The sequence below is a fragment of the Staphylococcus sp. EG-SA-14 genome, assembly GCF_017151935.1.
Lineage (GTDB): Bacteria > Bacillota > Bacilli > Staphylococcales > Staphylococcaceae > Staphylococcus > Staphylococcus aureus.
In genome coordinates this window covers 1-17,195 of sequence record NZ_JACVZM010000033.1, presented here as the reverse complement: position 1 = coordinate 17,195, position 17,195 = coordinate 1, and the positions used below count along the sequence as shown (strand labels likewise).

The following is a 17,195-nucleotide window of genomic DNA, read 5'->3' as shown; positions in this document are numbered from 1 at the left end:
AAAACACGATGCAATAGCCATTTTTGACAAGTAAATGGTATCAAAATGGTATCAATAGCCATTTCCGGAAGTTAAGAATGGCTTAACAACGCGGTTTAAAGCTATCCAATACTACCTTCCATTTCGAACTTGATTAAACGGTTCATTTCGACCGCGTATTCCATTGGAAGTTCTTTTGTAAATGGTTCGATGAATCCCATAACAATCATTTCTGTCGCTTCTTCTTCAGAAATACCACGACTCATTAGATAGAATAATTGTTCTTCAGAAACTTTTGAAACCTTGGCTTCATGTTCTAATGATATTTGATCGTTGAATACTTCGTTATATGGAATTGTATCTGATGTTGATTCGTTATCTAAGATTAATGTATCACATTCAATATTTGAACGAGCACCTTTTGCTTTACGTCCAAAATGAACAATACCGCGATAAATAACTTTACCACCATTTTTAGAAATAGATTTAGAAACAATCGTTGAAGATGTATTTGGCGCTTTATGAATCATTTTAGCACCGGCATCTTGAACTTGTCCTTTACCAGCAAATGCAATAGATAATGTACTACCTTTTGCACCTTCACCTAAAAGAACACAGTTTGGATATTTCATCGTTAACTTAGAACCTAAGTTACCATCTACCCATTCCATATTTCCGTTTTCATAAACAAAAGTACGTTTTGTAACTAAATTGTATACATTGTTCGCCCAGTTTTGAATCGTAGTATAACGAACGTGCGCATCTTTATGCACAATGATTTCCACAACAGCAGAGTGTAAAGAACTAGTTGTATAAACTGGTGCAGTACAACCTTCTACGTAATGTACAGAAGCACCTTCATCAGCAATGATTAATGTACGTTCAAATTGACCCATGTTCTCAGAGTTAATACGGAAATAAGCTTGTAGTGGCGTATCTAGTTTGATATTTTTAGGTACATAAATGAACGAACCACCTGACCATACTGCTGAGTTTAACGCCGCAAATTTGTTATCTGCTGCAGGTACTACAGAAGCAAAGTATTTTTTGAATAATTCTTCATTTTCTTGTAAAGCACTATCTGTATCTTTAAAGATAATACCTTTTTCTTCAAGTTCTTTTTCCATATTATGGTAAACAACTTCAGATTCATATTGAGCAGAAACACCAGCTAAATATTTTTGTTCAGCTTCAGGAATTCCTAATTTATCGAAAGTTCTTTTAATTTCTTCTGGCACTTCATCCCATGAACGTTCAGCTTGTTCTGAAGGCTTTACATAGTAAGTAATGTCATCGAAATTCAATTCTGATAAGTCGCCACCCCATTGAGGCATTGGCATTTTATAAAACAATTTTAATGATTTAAGACGGAAATCTAACATCCATTCCGGCTCATTTTTCATGTTAGAAATTTCTCTAACGATATTCTCAGTTAAACCACGTTCTGATCTGAAAATGGACACATCATCGTCGTGGAATCCATATTTATAATCCCCAACATCAGGTGCTTTTTTAGCCATTTCAATCACTCCTTAAAAATATATTTACAACGGCGTGCGTAAGTTTTTAATTCATGATGTAAACCATATTATAACAATGACATGACATCTTATAAAAATTTTTATACTTTTATATGTCTAATATCAAAATCATCTATGATTAACAGCATTCTATTCTTCTTCAGTCGTACCTTCTGCTTTACCTTCTTTAGCAACAGTACCTTTTTCCAATGCTTTCCAAGCTAATGTGGCACATTTAATACGAGCTGGGAATTGAGATACACCTTGCAATGCTTCAATATCTCCCATTTCTTCTGTAATCACATAGTCTTCACCAAGCATCATTTTCGTAAATTCTTGGCTCATTTGCATTGCTTCTCCAAGTGAATGACCTTTAACAGCTTGTGTCATCATCGATGCACTTGCCATTGAAATCGAACAACCTTCACCTTCAAACTTAGCATCTTTTATAATGCCGTCTTCTATATCAAATGTTAGTCGTATACGGTCACCGCATGTCGGGTTATTCATATCTACTGTCATAGACCCGTTATCTAATACACCTTTATTTCTAGGATTTTTATAATGATCCATAATGACAGATCTATATAATTGATCTAGATTATTAAAATTCATAAGAGAAAAACTCCTTCGTTTGTTTCAAGGCATTTATTAACTGATCAACGTCTTCTTTCGTGTTGTATATATAAAAACTCGCTCTAGCTGTTGAAGACACATTTAACCATTTCATTAACGGTTGCGCACAATGATGCCCAGCTCTAACCGCTACACCTTCTGTATCTACGGCTGTAGCAACATCGTGTGGATGTACATCTTGTAAATTAAACGTTATTACACCTGCACGACGATCCTTTGGCGGGCCATAAATTTCAATTCCTTCAATTGCAGACATTTGCTCATAAGCATATATCGTTAATTCTTGTTCATATTTATGAATTGCATCAAATCCTATGCGTTCTAAATAGCGAATAGCTTCTGCAAGCCCAATTGCTTGTGCAATTAATGGAGTGCCCGCCTCAAATTTAGTAGGTAAATCAGCCCATGTTGCATCATACTTACTTACAAAATCAATCATGTCGCCACCGAACTCAATCGGTTCCATTTTTTGTAGTAACTCACGTTTACCAAATAATACGCCAATACCTGTTGGTCCAAGCATTTTATGACCACTAAAACTATAAAAATCAGCATTCATTTCTTGCATATCAAGTTTCATATGTGGTGCTGCTTGCGCCCCATCAACACTGATAATTGCACCATGTTGATGAGCTATTTCTGCAATGGTTTTAACATCATTAATTGTACCGAGTACATTAGAAATATGTGCAATAGCAACGATCTTTGTTTTATCATTAATCGTTTGCTTAATATCTTCGATGTTTAATTCACCGTCAGCTGTCATTGGTATAAATTTCAATGTCGCATTTTTACGCTTTGCTAACTGTTGCCAAGGAACAATATTGGCATGATGTTCCATTTCAGTGACAACAATTTCATCGCCCTCTTCAACATTTGCATCACCATAGCTATGTGCTACAAGGTTAATCGACGCAGTTGTTCCGCGTGTGAAAATGATTTCTTCAAAATACTTCGCATTAATAAAACGACGAACAGTTTCACGGGCATTTTCATAACCATCAGTTGCCAATGATCCTAATGTATGAACACCACGATGAACGTTTGAATTATAACGCTTGTAGTAATCCTCTAAAACATTTAACACTTGCACAGGCGTTTGACTTGTCGCTGTTGAATCAAGATATGCTAAACGTTTGCCATTGACTTTTTGATCTAATATCGGAAAATCCTTGATTACTTCATTAACGTCAAATGAGTGTTCGGCCACTTCATTCACGACCTTTCTTAAATAAAAATCCTAATCATTTAAATACTGACGTTGTATTAGTCTTATACCAATATCGACAGTCTATATCTATTACAAACTTTTATTTTCAAAATATTATTTAGAAACTTTGCGTTCAATTACTTCTCTCAATTGACGTTTAACGTCTTCGATAGGTAATTCACGTACTACTGGATCTAAGAAACCATGTATAACAAGACGTTCCGCTTCTCTTTGAGAAATACCACGACTCATTAAATAGTAAAGTTGATCTGGATCAACACGACCTACTGATGCAGCATGACCAGCTTGTACATCATCTTCATCAATTAATAAAATAGGATTCGCGTCACCACGAGCATGTTCAGATAACATTAATACACGTGATTCCTGATTAGCAATTGATTTAGTTCCACCATGCTTAATGTAGCCGATACCATTAAATACAGACGATGCATGTTCTTTCATAACACCATGTTTAAGGATATAACCATCTGTTTCTTTACCATATTGTACGATTTTAGATGTTAGATTAATTTTTTGTTCGCCTGTACCTACAACTACTGATTTAAGTGAACTTGTTGAACGATCACCAAATAAATTTGTTGTATTATCAATAATTTGGCTACCCTCATTCATTAAACCTAGTGCCCAATTAATTGAGGCATCCGCTTCAGTAATACCACGTCGAATGATATGACCTGTAAAGCCTTTATCCATATAGTCCACTGAGCCATATGTGATATTTGAATTTGCACCAGCAATCACTTCAGAAATAATATTTAATTGATTTCCTTCACCAGATGCATTTGATAAGTAATTTTCAACATATGTGACTTCGGCGCTTTCTTCAGTAACGATGATAACATGGTTATAAAAGCTTGCATTTTCGTCGTCGTGCAACACAACGTATTGTACTGGATGTTCTACAACTACATTTTTAGGAACATAAACAAATACGCCACCATTAACTAATGCCGTGTGTAGCGCTGTGATACGATGTTCATCTACTGTTACTGCATCTTTCATAAAGTACTTTTGTACTAAATCACTATGGTTCATAAGAGCGTCTGCTAAACCTTCAACGATAACGCCATCTTTCGATGCATTATCATCAACTTGTGTGTACGCAATCGTATTATTATGTTGAATTACTAAGTTTTTAGAATGATCTACGTCAATAATTTCTCTTACTGACTCAGGTAATTGTGATAAAGATTGATAAACATCACCTTTTACATCGTGTTGTTTAAAAGAATCAAAATCCCATTTTCTTAATTTTGTTTTATCAGGTTTTGGCATTTCTAAAGTTTCTGTTAATTTCAAAGCTTTTTTACGTAATTCTGTCATCCAAGAAGGTTCATTGTGGGCTTTAGAATAATCAACAAGTTGTTCTTCAGAAATGTTCAAAATATCAGTTGTCATAACTTTTTCCTCCTACTTGATGAAATTTACTATTTCGTATAAATGTTCATTTTCATCATATATAGATGAACATCTCATGGATACTGTATTAATAAGATTATTCAGCTGAACCGAACTCTTCTTTAACCCATTCATATCCTTCTTCTTCAAGACGTTTTGCTAATTCTGGACCACCAGATTTAACGACTTTACCAGCATACATTACATGTACTTTATCAGGAGTAATGTAATTTAATAATCGTTGATAGTGTGTAATCATTAATGCACCAAAGTTTTCCCCACGCATTTGGTTAATACCTTTAGATACAACTTTTAATGCATCGATGTCTAACCCTGAATCGATTTCATCTAAGATTGCAAACTTAGGTTCTAACATCATTAATTGTAAGATTTCGTTACGTTTCTTCTCTCCACCTGAGAAACCTTCATTTAAATAACGTTGTGCCATGTCTTTATCTATGTCTAGAAAATCCATGTTTTTATCTAATTTCTTAATAAATTGCATTAAGTTGATTTCTTGTCCTTCTTCACGTTTCGCATTGATTGCTGAACGCATGAAATCAGCATTTGTAACACCTGTAATTTCTGATGGATATTGCATTGCCAAGAATAATCCTGCTTTTGCTCTTTCATCAACTTCTAATTCTAAAATATTTACACCGTCTAAAAGTACTTCTCCTTTAGTTACTTCATAGCTTGGGTGTCCCATAATTGCAGATGATAAAGTTGATTTACCTGTCCCGTTTGGTCCCATAATCGCATGTATTTCATCAGTGTTAATTGTCAAGTTAACACCTTTTAAGATTTCTTTATCCTCAATAGACACATGTAGGTCTTTGATTTCTAATGTTGATGCCATTTTATATTCCCTCCGTAAAATATAAAGTTTTCTTAACTAGTTTATAATAATTTTAATTTGTAGTCAAAAAGACTTTGTAATAATGCGTTCAGTTAATTATAACTTACTTATACCTTAATATAAACAACTTAAACCCTTTTTATTATTTTTAATAACTCTAAAGTACAACTCTAATCCGCTCTCTTTAAAAATATAAATGATAATAAGTGCACATAATTTCTCAATGGATTTTATGAATTTAAAATATGTTATCATTTCACTAGGACATTTGTAATATGGTATGATGCTATTTATGATTTTATTCCAATCGTTTGAAAGGAGTTATTCATGCAACAATTTAAATGGATTAATATTCTAAAAGGTTTTGCTATGGGAACGAGTGACTTGGTACCTGGTGTTAGCGGTGGGACTATCGCATTATTGTTAGGTATTTACAATCAATTTATCGCTTCAATTAGCGGCATATTCTCACGACGTTTTTGGCCAAGTTTTACATTTTTAATCCCCATTATAATTGGAATGTTACTGGCAATGGGATCACTAAGTAATCTTTTTAATTATTTATTAAGCCAACACCATATTCCAACTATGTTTTTCTTTGGTGGATTAATCATTGGTATCGTTCCATATTTATTGAAAATTTCTAACTATAAAACGTCATTTACAACTAAACATTACATGATGGTTATAGCTGGTATCGCTATCTTAATTGTTATTACATTAATGAATAATGGTGATAAACATGCTGGAGAAACACTTACTCTATCAACTAGTCTTATTATTAAATATTTTATTGCAGGTATGTGTGCATCTAGTGCTATGTTACTCCCAGGTATTTCAGGGTCATTTATGTTATTAGTATTTGGCGTCTATGGTACGGTCATGCTAGCAATATCTGAAGTTGTTAAACTTAACTTTGCAGGTCTTCCTATATTACTTGCAGTCGGATTTGGCGTGCTTGCTGGATTCATTATTTCAAGCAAAATTATCCAGTATTTCCTAACACATCATAAACTAATGACTTTTGCATTAATCATTGGTTTTGTTGTTGGCTCCCTCTTTGCAGTATTTCCAGGTTTACCAACTAATATCGTGATGTGGTTCGTTTCATTAGTAGTATTTATCATCGGTTTTATTGTAAGTTTGACTTTAGGTCGAATTACCGCTGAAAATGAATAATCATTTTAGGGGTGATAAAATATTTTCAGTATCTCGTTAATCATATGCAATATATGTCTCGTTTTGTATACATATTATTGGATATCATTAGCGAGTTTTTATTTAGTTTTTTTCTAACATTAAAATAATTATTAATAAATTTTGGTATCCACTTTTTTAATACAAAAACCACCTAGCCGATGGTTATACCGACTAAGTGGCATGTGCAGTGTATTAGGAATAAAAAGTAAAATTACTCGCCTTTGTTACCTTTTACTTTATCAATAAAATCAGTTGCTTTTTCTTTTGCATTTTCAACGAATTCTTTCGCTTTACCAGAAGCTTTATCTTCTTTACCTTCGTTTTCTAAATTTTTATTATCAGTAACATTACCTACTGTTTCTTTAACATTACCTTTTGCTTGTTCAAATTTACTTTCGTCTGCCATAATAAATGCCTCCTCGGAATAATTAAATGTTATATATAATACTTACCCACTGAAAAATTATCTAAACATTTTACTTAAATAATTTTTGATATTGATTTGACGTCATTTTATAACTAGCGAAATAGATTCATCATTAACTTGAGGGAGTGGGACTGAAATAATAAAGAATCACTAATGATTTATGATGTATTAGTCACTAGCCATGTGAAATTAAAAATAAGAATAAATGAGTAGCACGCATGCATATAGGATTTTACTTTATCCGTAATAGCATCTCATTCCTAAATATCATATAAATACCTGTTTAAATTAAAAAGCCCAGCAACATCACGTTACTGAGCCATTAATATGATTTATTTAGCAGGAATAACTGCACCATTGTATTTTTCATTAATGAAGTCTTGAATATCTTTAGATTGTAATACTTCAATTAATGCTTTGATTTTCTTATCATCTTGATGTCCTTCTTTAACAGCAATTAAGTTTGCATAAGGATTATCTTTCGCACTTTCTACAGCAATAGAATCTTTTTTAGGATTTAGTTTTTGTTCGATTGCAAAGTTCGAATTAATGATAACAGCATCAGCGTCTTCATTTTGATAAATTTTAGGTAAGAATTCTGCTGATTGTTTATTATTAAACTTAATATCTTTTTTATTCTCTGTAATATCACTAAACTTAGCATCTTCAATTTTTACGCCTTTTTTGATTTTAATTAAACCTGCATCAACGAAGAATTTTAAGAAACGTCCTTGTTCAGCTGGATTATTAGACACATAGACTGTTGCACCTTTTGGTAATTCTTTTAAACTTTTATACTTTTTAGAGTATACAGCCATAGGTTCTAAGTGAACATCACCGGCACTTACGATTTTGTAACCTTTATCCTTTTTCTCTGTGTTTAAATATGGTGTATGTTGGAAATAGTTTGCGTCAATTTCACCTTTGTCTAGTAATTTATTAGGTGTAGTGTAATCGTTAATTGTTTTAATATCTAGTTCATAACCTTTTTTCTCTAATAATGGTTTTGCTTTTTCTAAAATTTCAGCATGTGGTGCTGGTGAAGCACCTACTGTTATTTTCTTGTCGTCACTGCCACTTTTGTTTCCATTACCGCAAGCTGCTAATACAACTGCAAATGTTAATACTAAAATAAGACCAAATAATTTTTTCATAAAATGAAACCCCCAATTTATCGTTTATCAAGTTTATTTGTAAGCCAATCCCCAATGAATTGGATTATAAATACAATAATTAAAATAAAAACTGTTGATACTAAAATGACATCATTTTGATTTCGAGTGAAACCTGTTAAGTATGCTAAATTTCCTAAACCACCGGCACCAATTACACCTGCAACTGCTGTTGAACCAACTAAAGCGATTGCTGTAACTGTAATGCCAGACACTAGCGCTGGCATAGCTTCAGGTAAAAGGACTTTACGAATTACTGTCCAAGTATTAGCGCCCATTGACCAAGCCGCTTCGATGACACCTTTATCAATTTCTTTAAAAGCAATTTCTACGAGCCTTGCATAAAACGGTGCTGCGCCAATGATCAAGGCTGGTAACGCACCTGTCGGACCACTTATCGTTCCAAGTATCAAACTTGTAAATGGAATTAATAATAAAATTAAAATAATAAATGGTATCGCTCTAAATAAGTTAACAATGAAAGAAACGATAGAATAAAATAACCTTGCACCGATAGACTTACCTTTAGCAGACAAGAATAATAACACACCTAAAATAAGACCAAGTATAAATGCAAATATAGTTGAGACGACTGTCATGTATAGTGTTTCGACTATTGCAGTCCAAACTTCTGGCCACTGAATATTAGGCATTGTAATCATTTCATTTATAATTTCACTAAATGATTTACCCATGTCTTAACACCTCCATTTTAACTTGTCGCTCAATTAACTCTTTTTCGAATTTTCCGAAATCTACACTTGAAATATATGGAATATGCAGAACTAAAAAGCCGACTGTTCCATTTTTTGTATTTTTAATATTTGCTTCTAAAATATTAATTTTAATATCATAGGCAGTTGATAGACTCGATACAATAGGCTCGGTTGTTGTTGAACCAGCGAAAACTAATCTAACGATATATGCATCTTTTTCTAATGGCTCTAATTCTGTTAAAGATGTTTCGAAATCATCATTTAAATCGTCTTTCACAAATCGTTTTGTCACAGTGTGTTGCGGATTTTCAAAAACCTGTGTCACCGGTCCTTGTTCTATCACTTTACCACTTTCCATAACTGCAACTTCATCACAAATACGACGAATGACATGCATTTCATGCGTAATTAGTACAATTGTTAAATTTTGTTGTTCTCTAATTTTTAGTAGTAGATCTAAAATTTCATCTGTTGTTTGCGGATCAAGTGCACTTGTTGCCTCATCACAAAGCAAGACCGTTGGATCATTAGCTAACGCTCGTGCAATCCCAACACGTTGCTTTTGTCCACCTGATAACTCTGATGGATAAGCCTTTTCTCTACCTTTTAAACCGACGAGTTCGACAAGTTCTAATGCTTTTTGCTTAGCTCTCCTTCTAGGGACACCTGCAATTTCAAGCGGAAACATAATATTTTTTAACACAGTCCTTGACCATAACAAATTAAAATGTTGGAAGATCATACTTACTTTTTGTCTTTTTGCTCTTAATCCATTTTTGGACAATTGACCTATATGGTCTCCATCTATAATAACTTCACCTGATGTAGGCGCTTCTAAATGATTAAACATTCGAATCAAAGTACTTTTTCCTGCTCCAGAAAAACCAATGACGCCATAAATCGATCCTGCTCGAATCGATAAATTAACGTGATCTACAGCAAGGACTTCTTTATTTTTAGTCCGATATTCTTTAACAACTTCTTTTAATTCAATCACGTTGATTCCTCCCTGTGTTGCTTAATAAAATAAAAAATGCTTTCTCAATATCGATAGAAAAATTGAGAAAGCAATAGTAGTATTGTTTCTCTCATCTTCAAAAGTTAAAACTTTATGTGAATTGGCACCATTTCTATATAAGACGGTTGCCGGGCTTCGTAGGGCACATCCCTCCACCACTCTCGATAAGAGTTTACGCATCATTTAATTTGTATTAATCCTAACACCTTAGTAAAATTTCGTCAATAACTATTTTAAATTTTCTAACAAATCAGTCACCGATTTAAATGCATAAATTCGTTTTACTTCTTTATCTTTATTCATCAACAATAAAATCGGCGTAGACATGATTTGCATATCTTTACAAAACTGAGGATAAAAGTTTAAATCTATTTTCAATAATGGTAACTGCAATATTTCATTAGCAATGTCTAACATTCTTTCTGAAACCTTACAAGTACCACACGTTGGTGTATAACCAAAGATTAAATGTTTGTCTTCCTCATAAAATGTAGTTACATCTTTGATGTCTAATGAATTATTCATTTACTAAAACTAACCTTTCATTATTTATATTCGGTAAAAGAGGTGTTTCTTTCTTACAAGTAAAGCCATGTTTTGAAAGTACATGCGCCAAATATTGTTTGGGGCAATTCGCAACTTGACAGTAAGTTTTATCAATAAATATATGTTCACTTTCACTCAAATAACGTTTAAACCAATTTCTAATTCGATCTCCTTCGTCATCAGAATCGGCTAATACAAAAACTTGTTTATCATACAGTGATTCTATCATATCATCAAGCTTATCTATACTCATTGTTCCATGAGTACAAATAATATTGACTGGTTCTGCAATAACCTGTTGCACCCTTTTTTTATCAGATTTTCCTTCAACAATTATCACTTTATTTACAATAGCCATCATCATCACCCTTTAAAATCAATAAACATCTGTCACTGTATCATTTCACAAAATTGGTATGAATAAAACATAAATCACAAAAAATTTAAACTAGCTTAATATAATAATTACAAACTCAATGTTTGACTAGCTGTAACATTTAACATAAGCAGACAAAGGCTAAGTCAAAAATCAACATCCTAAAATCTACAATGTTATATTACCAATAGTTAACCAAAAGAAAATACACCTATAACAAACTTTTCAATTATAGCGGGGCCCCAGCTGGCGGAAAGTCAGCTTACAATAATGTGCAAGTTGGCGGGGCCCCAACACAGAAGCTGGCGGAAAGTCAGCTTACAATAATGTGCAAGTTGGGGTGGGCCCCAACATAAAGAAATACTTTTTCTTTAGAAATTAGTATTTCTTATGCATGAGTTTTACTCATGTATTCCTATTTTTAAATGCACATTAGCTGTGGCTTATGAAAAATAACCACTACATTATAAATCACTAGTGGTTCTTTTTCATTTCTGTCCCACTCCCTAGATTGATCTATAGATACTACACTTATTAAAGTAATATATTTTTATGATTCTCTTAGCTGCAATCCCATGAATACATGTAATCATCAAACTTCATAGCCTCAAGGTCAGTAGATTTCACTAAGATATTGGCAATACCTAAATCACCCCATATAATCGAAGAATTACCATCTCTTGTAGAATCAATTTGCAGTAAGACTCTATCATACATTTTCAGTTCTTGATCGTTCGTTCTTGGATCTATTTGGTCAAAATATGGATAACCACCAAGTTGATTAAATGGTTCCTTAGCAGTAAATGTGTTACACACAGGTTCCATTAATTCATCATAACCACCAAACATTGATTTTAGCGCGAAGGATGGATTGACTTTATTCCACAATGCAAGCACGTCCTCATCGTACTTATAATCAGTACATGTAATAGTTTGTTTCGACAATCTAAATTTTATAGAAAATGCTCCACTGAACGGGATATCCTCATTATAAGCATCTAATGACTTCAAATGCGCTTGAATATTTTCGAGTGATAAATCTGTAATTGGCTCTTTTATATAAACAAGCCTTGAGTTTATATTGTTTCCCTTTAAATTTTCAGACATACCATACATTTGATCTTCTGAACTAATCCAAAACTGCAATATCCCTTCTTTTACAGGAAATAATTCTTGTTGTTCTGGAAGATTATCCAAATTAATCTGTGCTAACAATACCATTGGTACATTATTTTCATCTAATGGTATATCTTTAAAAGATTTTAAAAATGGCATTCCACCAATCTTACTCTGGTTTAATGTTTCTTCTTTCATCTCTTTTAGATCCATTTCAATACATGGTAGTACTGGTAAATTACCGATTTCTACAGATTCTACGAAACGGTTATATGCTTTTTGCTCCTTTTTAGAAAGATGACTAACGTCTTGAATGTTTAGCATATTAACTTCCCCCAATTTTTATTTTTAAAATAGCTAAATTCATTATTTCCATCATTCTTGAATAATAAAATGTAGCAATACTCCAAATAATAGTACCTAATAATTTTTCTTTCATATTATTTATTTTCTCAGACTAAAAATAAACTCCTCAATCTTAGATTAAGGAGTTACACGGTGATTATTCACCAATCATTTCTGAATATTTTTCAGCTGTTAATAAAGCTTCAATCTGACTTTCATCACTAATTTCTACTTTTACCATCCATGCTTTTTCGTATGGAGATTCATTTACAAATTCGGGACTATCTTCTAGTTCTTCGTTGACTTCAACTACTTTACCAGAGATTGGTGCATATAATTCTGATACAGTTTTAACTGATTCTACGCTACCAAACGTATCCCCTTCATTAATTTCATCATCTGTTTCTGGTAATTCAACGAAAACAATATCACCTAACTCGCTTTGTGCGTATTCTGTGATTCCAATTGTTGCTACATTACCTTCAACTTTAACCCATTCATGCTCTTTTGAATATTTCAATTCATTTGGTACTGCCAAGAGAATCCCCTCCTAATTAATCTTTACATCATTAATGATGCCATAAGGCTAGATGCTATTCAACTATATTTATAAAAATTAACAATTGTATAGCTTATTTCATTTTACATGTAATGAATCTAAATATCGAGATATTTAGTAAACGTTTACATTGTACTTACGCTAACCAAGTCTCTTTATATTGATCTTCTTTAAATCCTAACGTTATCTTATCGCCCATTACTGCTAGAGGACGCTTTACTAACATACCATCAGATGATAACAACTCTAACTTTTCATCATCTGATAAAGTTTGTAATTTATTTTTCAAATCAAGCTCACGATATTTCGCGCCGTGTGTATTAAACAATTTATTAATTTCTACGCCTGTATTTGCAATTATTGTTTTAAATTCATTTATTGTAGGTGTATGTTGAACGATATCAATTGGTTCATAACTTACGCCATATTCATCTAAAAACTTTGCTGCCTTTTTACAAGTTGTACAATTCTTATATTGGTAAAATTTAATCATACGACTGCAACCTCCTTTATGTATTTAAAATAAATATATCATTTTCCATAGCAAAAGGCTTTCATTTTGAAGCTAAAATTTTTTATTATGATATAAATTTAGCTATAATAAAAATTATTAAACTATCTAGAGGAGTTGTTACAATGCAATCAATCAAAAGTAATGAATCATTTAAATCTGTAATTAATAGCGATACACCTGTAATTGTTAAATTTGAGGCAGGATGGTGCCCAGACTGTCGTGCTATGGATTTATGGATTGACCCAATCGTAGAACAATATAATGATTACCAATGGTATACTGTTAATCGTGATGAATTAGAGGATGTAGTTGTTGAAAATGAAGTTATGGGTATCCCTAGCTTGCTAGTATTTAAAAACGGCGACAAAATTGCACACCTTCATTCAGCAAATGCTAAGTCACCTGATCAAGTTGAATCATTTTTAGCAGAAACTTTTAAATAAATACTAAAATAAAAATGTGTATATACTGCACAATAAAAAGCTGAGACTGTGATTGTACCGACTCTAATAAGTTAGATTAAATCTCTAACTCGATAGATGTCCATCAATTCATGACTCAGCTTTTATTAATGTTTCTATAATTATACATATTAATATAATGTAATTAAGTTTCTATTTTTACGTGGTGCTTTAGGCATATCTTCTTCTAAATCCGTTAAATATAAGAATCCAGCAAGAACTTCATCCTTCTTTATACCAAGTGTTTTTCTTACTTTAGGATCATAGATATATAATGGCGATTTCCAACATGTACCTATTCCCGCTTCATAAAGTAACAACATAAGATTTTGTGCATATGCACCAAATGCAAAGTAGTTTTCATCATTTTGACGTTGTCTTGGATCTGTTTTTAAAATAAGCAATAACATGCCACCTAGTTTCGTAACTGCATCATAATGACATTGTTGCTTATCTAATTCATTAGGAAATGCAAATTTAGAAATATCCTTACTCATATCTCCTAATCTGTCTTTCGGAACATGCACAACTCTCCATGGTTCCCTCATTCCGTGATTTGGAGCATCAGCAGCTTTCTCAATTGCTTGATATAGCAATGCGTCATCTATGTGCATATCTCTTTTAAATTTTTTCACACTTCTTCTATTAGCTATTGCTTGTTGTAATTCCATCTAAAATCGCTCCTCCACGAACAATGATAATACTTCTCAATTATAAGACAGCACTTACACAAAAGCAACCTAATTCATTTTATTAGTATAAAGTCACTTGTGCTTTTAAATCAGTAACATCAATCTGTCCTGGAGCTTGTGGTTCTCCGATACAACCATAAGTCAATGCACCACCAAAAACGCCTTGAGCCGTTCTACTTATTAGTCCAAGTTTAGACATTGAAATACCAACAACTTTGCAGTCCATAGTATCTGAAAATGTAGACATTGCCTGCAATAAATTTAACACATCATTTTTATTATGTGGCATTACTGCTAATTTAACGTATTCTGGGTTGAATTTTTGCATTTTAAAAAATATAAATTGCAATTCATCTAATGGAGGCGTACTTTCGAAATTATGATGTGATATAACCACCTCTTTATTATACTGTTGCAAGTGTGTAATGATTCGTTGATGTTTTTCAATGTCAATATCTGCTTGCCATTCTATATCAATCATATCTATGCCATTGATATTTGCTAAGTCTGATATTAAATTAAGATACAAGTCATTTATAAATTGCCCATAGCCACCTTGTAACTTTGTACGATACGTAACTAATAATTTGAATGAATCTTGCATAACCTTCAGCTTTGTAATCATTTCTGCCACTTGATCAACTGTGACATTTTCAATTTGATCAATTCGTAATTCTAATACGTCTATTGCATCAATACGATGATTAATTTTTTGAATTAAAGTTTCTTCGATAGATAATTGTGGCGCGATAGTCGCTACTACTTCCACATGTGTCATAGTAAATCCCTCATTTCAGATACTCATTATTTTTATTGTAAACAACAACTTTTTATCCTTCAATCAAACAATGCTATAAATGAAAATGATTAAGGTATTTTCGAATGGGTAAAGCATAAATGTATTTTAAATTAGGAGGTTATACGAATGGCAATACATTATGAAACTAAAGCGACGAATGTTGGCGGACGTAAAGGACATGTTTATACTGATGATCGAGCGTTAGATATTGATATCGTTCCGCCTGCTCAAGCAGATGGTAAAGCTACTAACCCCGAACAATTATTTGCAGCAGGTTATGCATCTTGCTTCAACGGTGCTTTCGACCTAATTTTAAAGCAAAACAAAGTGCGTGATGCTCATCCAGAAGTAACACTAACAGTGAGACTAGAAGATGATTCAGACTCAGAAAGTCCTAAATTAAGTGTTTCAATTGATGCGACAATTAAAAATGTTATATCTCAAGAAGAAGCTGAAAAATATTTACAAATGGCTCATGAATTTTGTCCATATTCAAAAGCGACTCAAGGAAATATTAATGTCGATTTAAATGTAAATGTTGTAGATTAGCATTAACTTAAAGAGATTATTCAACGTTATTAATAAAATTCACATAAAATTCAAATTTGCCAACCAAAAATTTTTGGTTGGTTATTTTTTCTATTCGTGATTGAAATTTCTGGCAATATTTAACTGAAAAAGATTGTACCTTAGTCATCATAAATGTGACCGGTTCCAATACTGGCTTGACTTCTTCGCATACCGTCTACAAATAAAAGTCCAGTGTCGACCAATAACCAATTCCATAATTTCCTGAACTTAAAAATAAATATAATTAAATTGATAATCCATTTACAAGAATGTGCATATAAATCAGTGATTGCAAAATTTTAATAAACATTTTAATATGTAATTAAGAAATTTTTTTAGTACAAAATCTTTCTTAATAATGATTAAGGAGGTCAGTAATGATTGAAATTAAAACATTAACGAATAATGATTTTAATGAGTATAAGAGACTTGTTTCGACAGTCAATGAAGAATTCACTCAAGATTCACATTATAGTCAAACAATGACTGACACCTTAATACATGACATTTTAAATCAAGGTTCACCGAAATGTATTGTATTTGGCTGTTATGAAAACGAAACACTTATCGCAACAGCTGCCTTAGAACAAATTCGATACGTTGGAAAAGAACATAAATCATTAATTAAATACAACTTTGTTACTAATAACGATAAATCGATTAATAGCGAGCTCATTAATTTCATTATTAATTATGCACGGCAGAACAATTACGAATCTTTACTTACATCAATTGTGTCAAACAACATAGGTGCTAAAGTTTTCTATAGTGCACTAGGATTCGACATTCTTGGTTTTGAGAAAAATGCAATTAAAATCGGAAATACCTATTTCGATGAACATTGGCTTTTTTATGATTTGATTAATAAGTAATACAGTTTTATATATTCTACATTTCTCATAAATTCAAATCATATAGGTTCTATTTTTCATGAGGCTGGGACATAAATCCCTAAAAAAACAGCAGTAAGATAATTTTCAATTAGAAAATATCTTACTGCTGTTCTCTATTTATACAATACTTCGTATTGAATGGCTTCGCTTTCCTAGGGTGCCGTC

At 32.4% G+C, this 17,195-nt stretch carries 20 protein-coding genes and 1 riboswitch; of the genes, 4 read left to right on the top strand and 16 right to left on the bottom strand.

Translation table 11 applies throughout. The annotated features are described in order from the left end of the window. Window positions 1–101 precede the first annotated feature (101 nt). The 5 genes from sufB to sufC form a co-directional block, all read right to left on the bottom strand. Window positions 102–1,499: a Fe-S cluster assembly protein SufB gene (gene sufB, locus IDG63_RS13625; RefSeq protein WP_001074405.1), complete on the bottom strand. Its 1,398-nt coding sequence runs from the start codon at window positions 1,497–1,499 to the stop codon at window positions 102–104. Between the two features lie 150 nt (window positions 1,500–1,649). After that, window positions 1,650–2,114, bottom strand: a complete 465-nt coding sequence (sufU, locus tag IDG63_RS13620) for a Fe-S cluster assembly sulfur transfer protein SufU (protein ID WP_001010508.1) — start codon at window positions 2,112–2,114, stop codon at window positions 1,650–1,652. Further along, window positions 2,104–3,354 (bottom strand): cysteine desulfurase, encoded by a 1,251-nt coding sequence (locus IDG63_RS13615; RefSeq protein WP_001006454.1) that lies wholly within the window; start codon window positions 3,352–3,354, stop codon window positions 2,104–2,106. Before IDG63_RS13615 ends, sufU begins: the two co-directional genes overlap by 11 nt. Window positions 3,355–3,459: 105 nt before the next feature. Further along, a complete protein-coding gene (gene sufD / locus IDG63_RS13610; protein ID WP_000205572.1) occupies window positions 3,460–4,767 on the bottom strand; it encodes a Fe-S cluster assembly protein SufD in 1,308 nt (435 codons plus the stop codon). Between the two features lie 97 nt (window positions 4,768–4,864). Next, window positions 4,865–5,626, bottom strand: a complete 762-nt coding sequence (gene sufC / locus IDG63_RS13605; RefSeq protein ID WP_000168845.1) for a Fe-S cluster assembly ATPase SufC — start codon at window positions 5,624–5,626, stop codon at window positions 4,865–4,867. A gap of 327 nt (window positions 5,627–5,953) precedes the next feature. On the opposite strand from sufC, the gene popT reads away from it, so the two are divergent. After that, window positions 5,954–6,805 (top strand): polyprenyl-phosphate transporter PopT, encoded by an 852-nt coding sequence (gene popT / locus IDG63_RS13600; protein ID WP_001183858.1) that lies wholly within the window; start codon window positions 5,954–5,956, stop codon window positions 6,803–6,805. Between the two features lie 232 nt (window positions 6,806–7,037). On the opposite strand, the gene IDG63_RS13595 is transcribed toward popT, so the two are convergent. The 9 genes from IDG63_RS13595 to IDG63_RS13555 all read right to left on the bottom strand — a co-directional run bounded on the left by IDG63_RS13595 (window position 7,038) and on the right by IDG63_RS13555 (window position 13,594). After that, window positions 7,038–7,232, bottom strand: a complete 195-nt coding sequence (locus IDG63_RS13595; protein ID WP_000752917.1) for a CsbD family protein — start codon at window positions 7,230–7,232, stop codon at window positions 7,038–7,040. A 353-nt stretch (window positions 7,233–7,585) separates the two neighbouring features. Further along, window positions 7,586–8,407 (bottom strand): MetQ/NlpA family ABC transporter substrate-binding protein, encoded by an 822-nt coding sequence (locus IDG63_RS13590; RefSeq protein ID WP_000732326.1) that lies wholly within the window; start codon window positions 8,405–8,407, stop codon window positions 7,586–7,588. A 17-nt stretch (window positions 8,408–8,424) separates the two neighbouring features. Next, the gene (locus IDG63_RS13585) at window positions 8,425–9,120 is read right to left on the bottom strand and encodes a methionine ABC transporter permease (RefSeq protein WP_000520233.1); all 696 of its coding nucleotides are present in this window, start codon (window positions 9,118–9,120) and stop codon (window positions 8,425–8,427) included. Beyond that, entirely contained in the window at window positions 9,113–10,138 is a 1,026-nt protein-coding gene (locus tag IDG63_RS13580) for a methionine ABC transporter ATP-binding protein (protein WP_000571218.1), read from the bottom strand. The genes IDG63_RS13585 and IDG63_RS13580 overlap by 8 nt, the downstream gene beginning before the upstream one ends. Before the next feature lie 88 nt (window positions 10,139–10,226). After that, a riboswitch (SAM riboswitch) is annotated at window positions 10,227–10,330 on the bottom strand. Window positions 10,331–10,387: 57 nt separating this feature from the next. Beyond that, window positions 10,388–10,684, bottom strand: coding sequence for a thioredoxin family protein (locus tag IDG63_RS13575; RefSeq protein ID WP_001065801.1), 297 nt, complete (start codon window positions 10,682–10,684; stop codon window positions 10,388–10,390). After that, the gene (locus tag IDG63_RS13570) at window positions 10,677–11,063 is read right to left on the bottom strand and encodes a toprim domain-containing protein (protein WP_001018962.1); all 387 of its coding nucleotides are present in this window, start codon (window positions 11,061–11,063) and stop codon (window positions 10,677–10,679) included. The genes IDG63_RS13575 and IDG63_RS13570 overlap by 8 nt, the downstream gene beginning before the upstream one ends. A gap of 579 nt (window positions 11,064–11,642) precedes the next feature. Further along, entirely contained in the window at window positions 11,643–12,521 is an 879-nt protein-coding gene (locus IDG63_RS13565) for a YwqG family protein (protein WP_000932204.1), read from the bottom strand. Window positions 12,522–12,699: 178 nt separating this feature from the next. Then, entirely contained in the window at window positions 12,700–13,080 is a 381-nt protein-coding gene (gene gcvH, locus IDG63_RS13560; protein WP_000290489.1) for a glycine cleavage system protein GcvH, read from the bottom strand. Window positions 13,081–13,237: 157 nt separating this feature from the next. After that, window positions 13,238–13,594, bottom strand: a complete 357-nt coding sequence (locus IDG63_RS13555) for an arsenate reductase family protein (protein ID WP_000589549.1) — start codon at window positions 13,592–13,594, stop codon at window positions 13,238–13,240. A 143-nt stretch (window positions 13,595–13,737) separates the two neighbouring features. Here IDG63_RS13555 and IDG63_RS13550 point away from each other — a divergent pair, with 143 nt between their 5' ends. Further along, a complete protein-coding gene (locus IDG63_RS13550) occupies window positions 13,738–14,058 on the top strand; it encodes a thioredoxin family protein (protein WP_001190694.1) in 321 nt (106 codons plus the stop codon). Window positions 14,059–14,207: 149 nt separating this feature from the next. Here IDG63_RS13550 and IDG63_RS13545 read toward each other — a convergent pair whose 3' ends face one another. Further along, window positions 14,208–14,747 (bottom strand): nitroreductase family protein, encoded by a 540-nt coding sequence (locus IDG63_RS13545; protein WP_000422908.1) that lies wholly within the window; start codon window positions 14,745–14,747, stop codon window positions 14,208–14,210. Between the two features lie 82 nt (window positions 14,748–14,829). After that, complete coding sequence (gene aroD, locus IDG63_RS13540; RefSeq protein WP_000150012.1) at window positions 14,830–15,546, bottom strand: type I 3-dehydroquinate dehydratase; 717 nt, start codon at window positions 15,544–15,546, stop codon at window positions 14,830–14,832. Between the two features lie 147 nt (window positions 15,547–15,693). Between aroD and IDG63_RS13535 the strand changes: the two genes are divergently transcribed. Continuing rightward, window positions 15,694–16,116, top strand: coding sequence for an organic hydroperoxide resistance protein (locus IDG63_RS13535; protein WP_000974460.1), 423 nt, complete (start codon window positions 15,694–15,696; stop codon window positions 16,114–16,116). A gap of 398 nt (window positions 16,117–16,514) precedes the next feature. Then, complete coding sequence (locus tag IDG63_RS13530) at window positions 16,515–17,009, top strand: GNAT family N-acetyltransferase (RefSeq protein ID WP_000569884.1); 495 nt, start codon at window positions 16,515–16,517, stop codon at window positions 17,007–17,009. Window positions 17,010–17,195 lie beyond the last annotated feature (186 nt).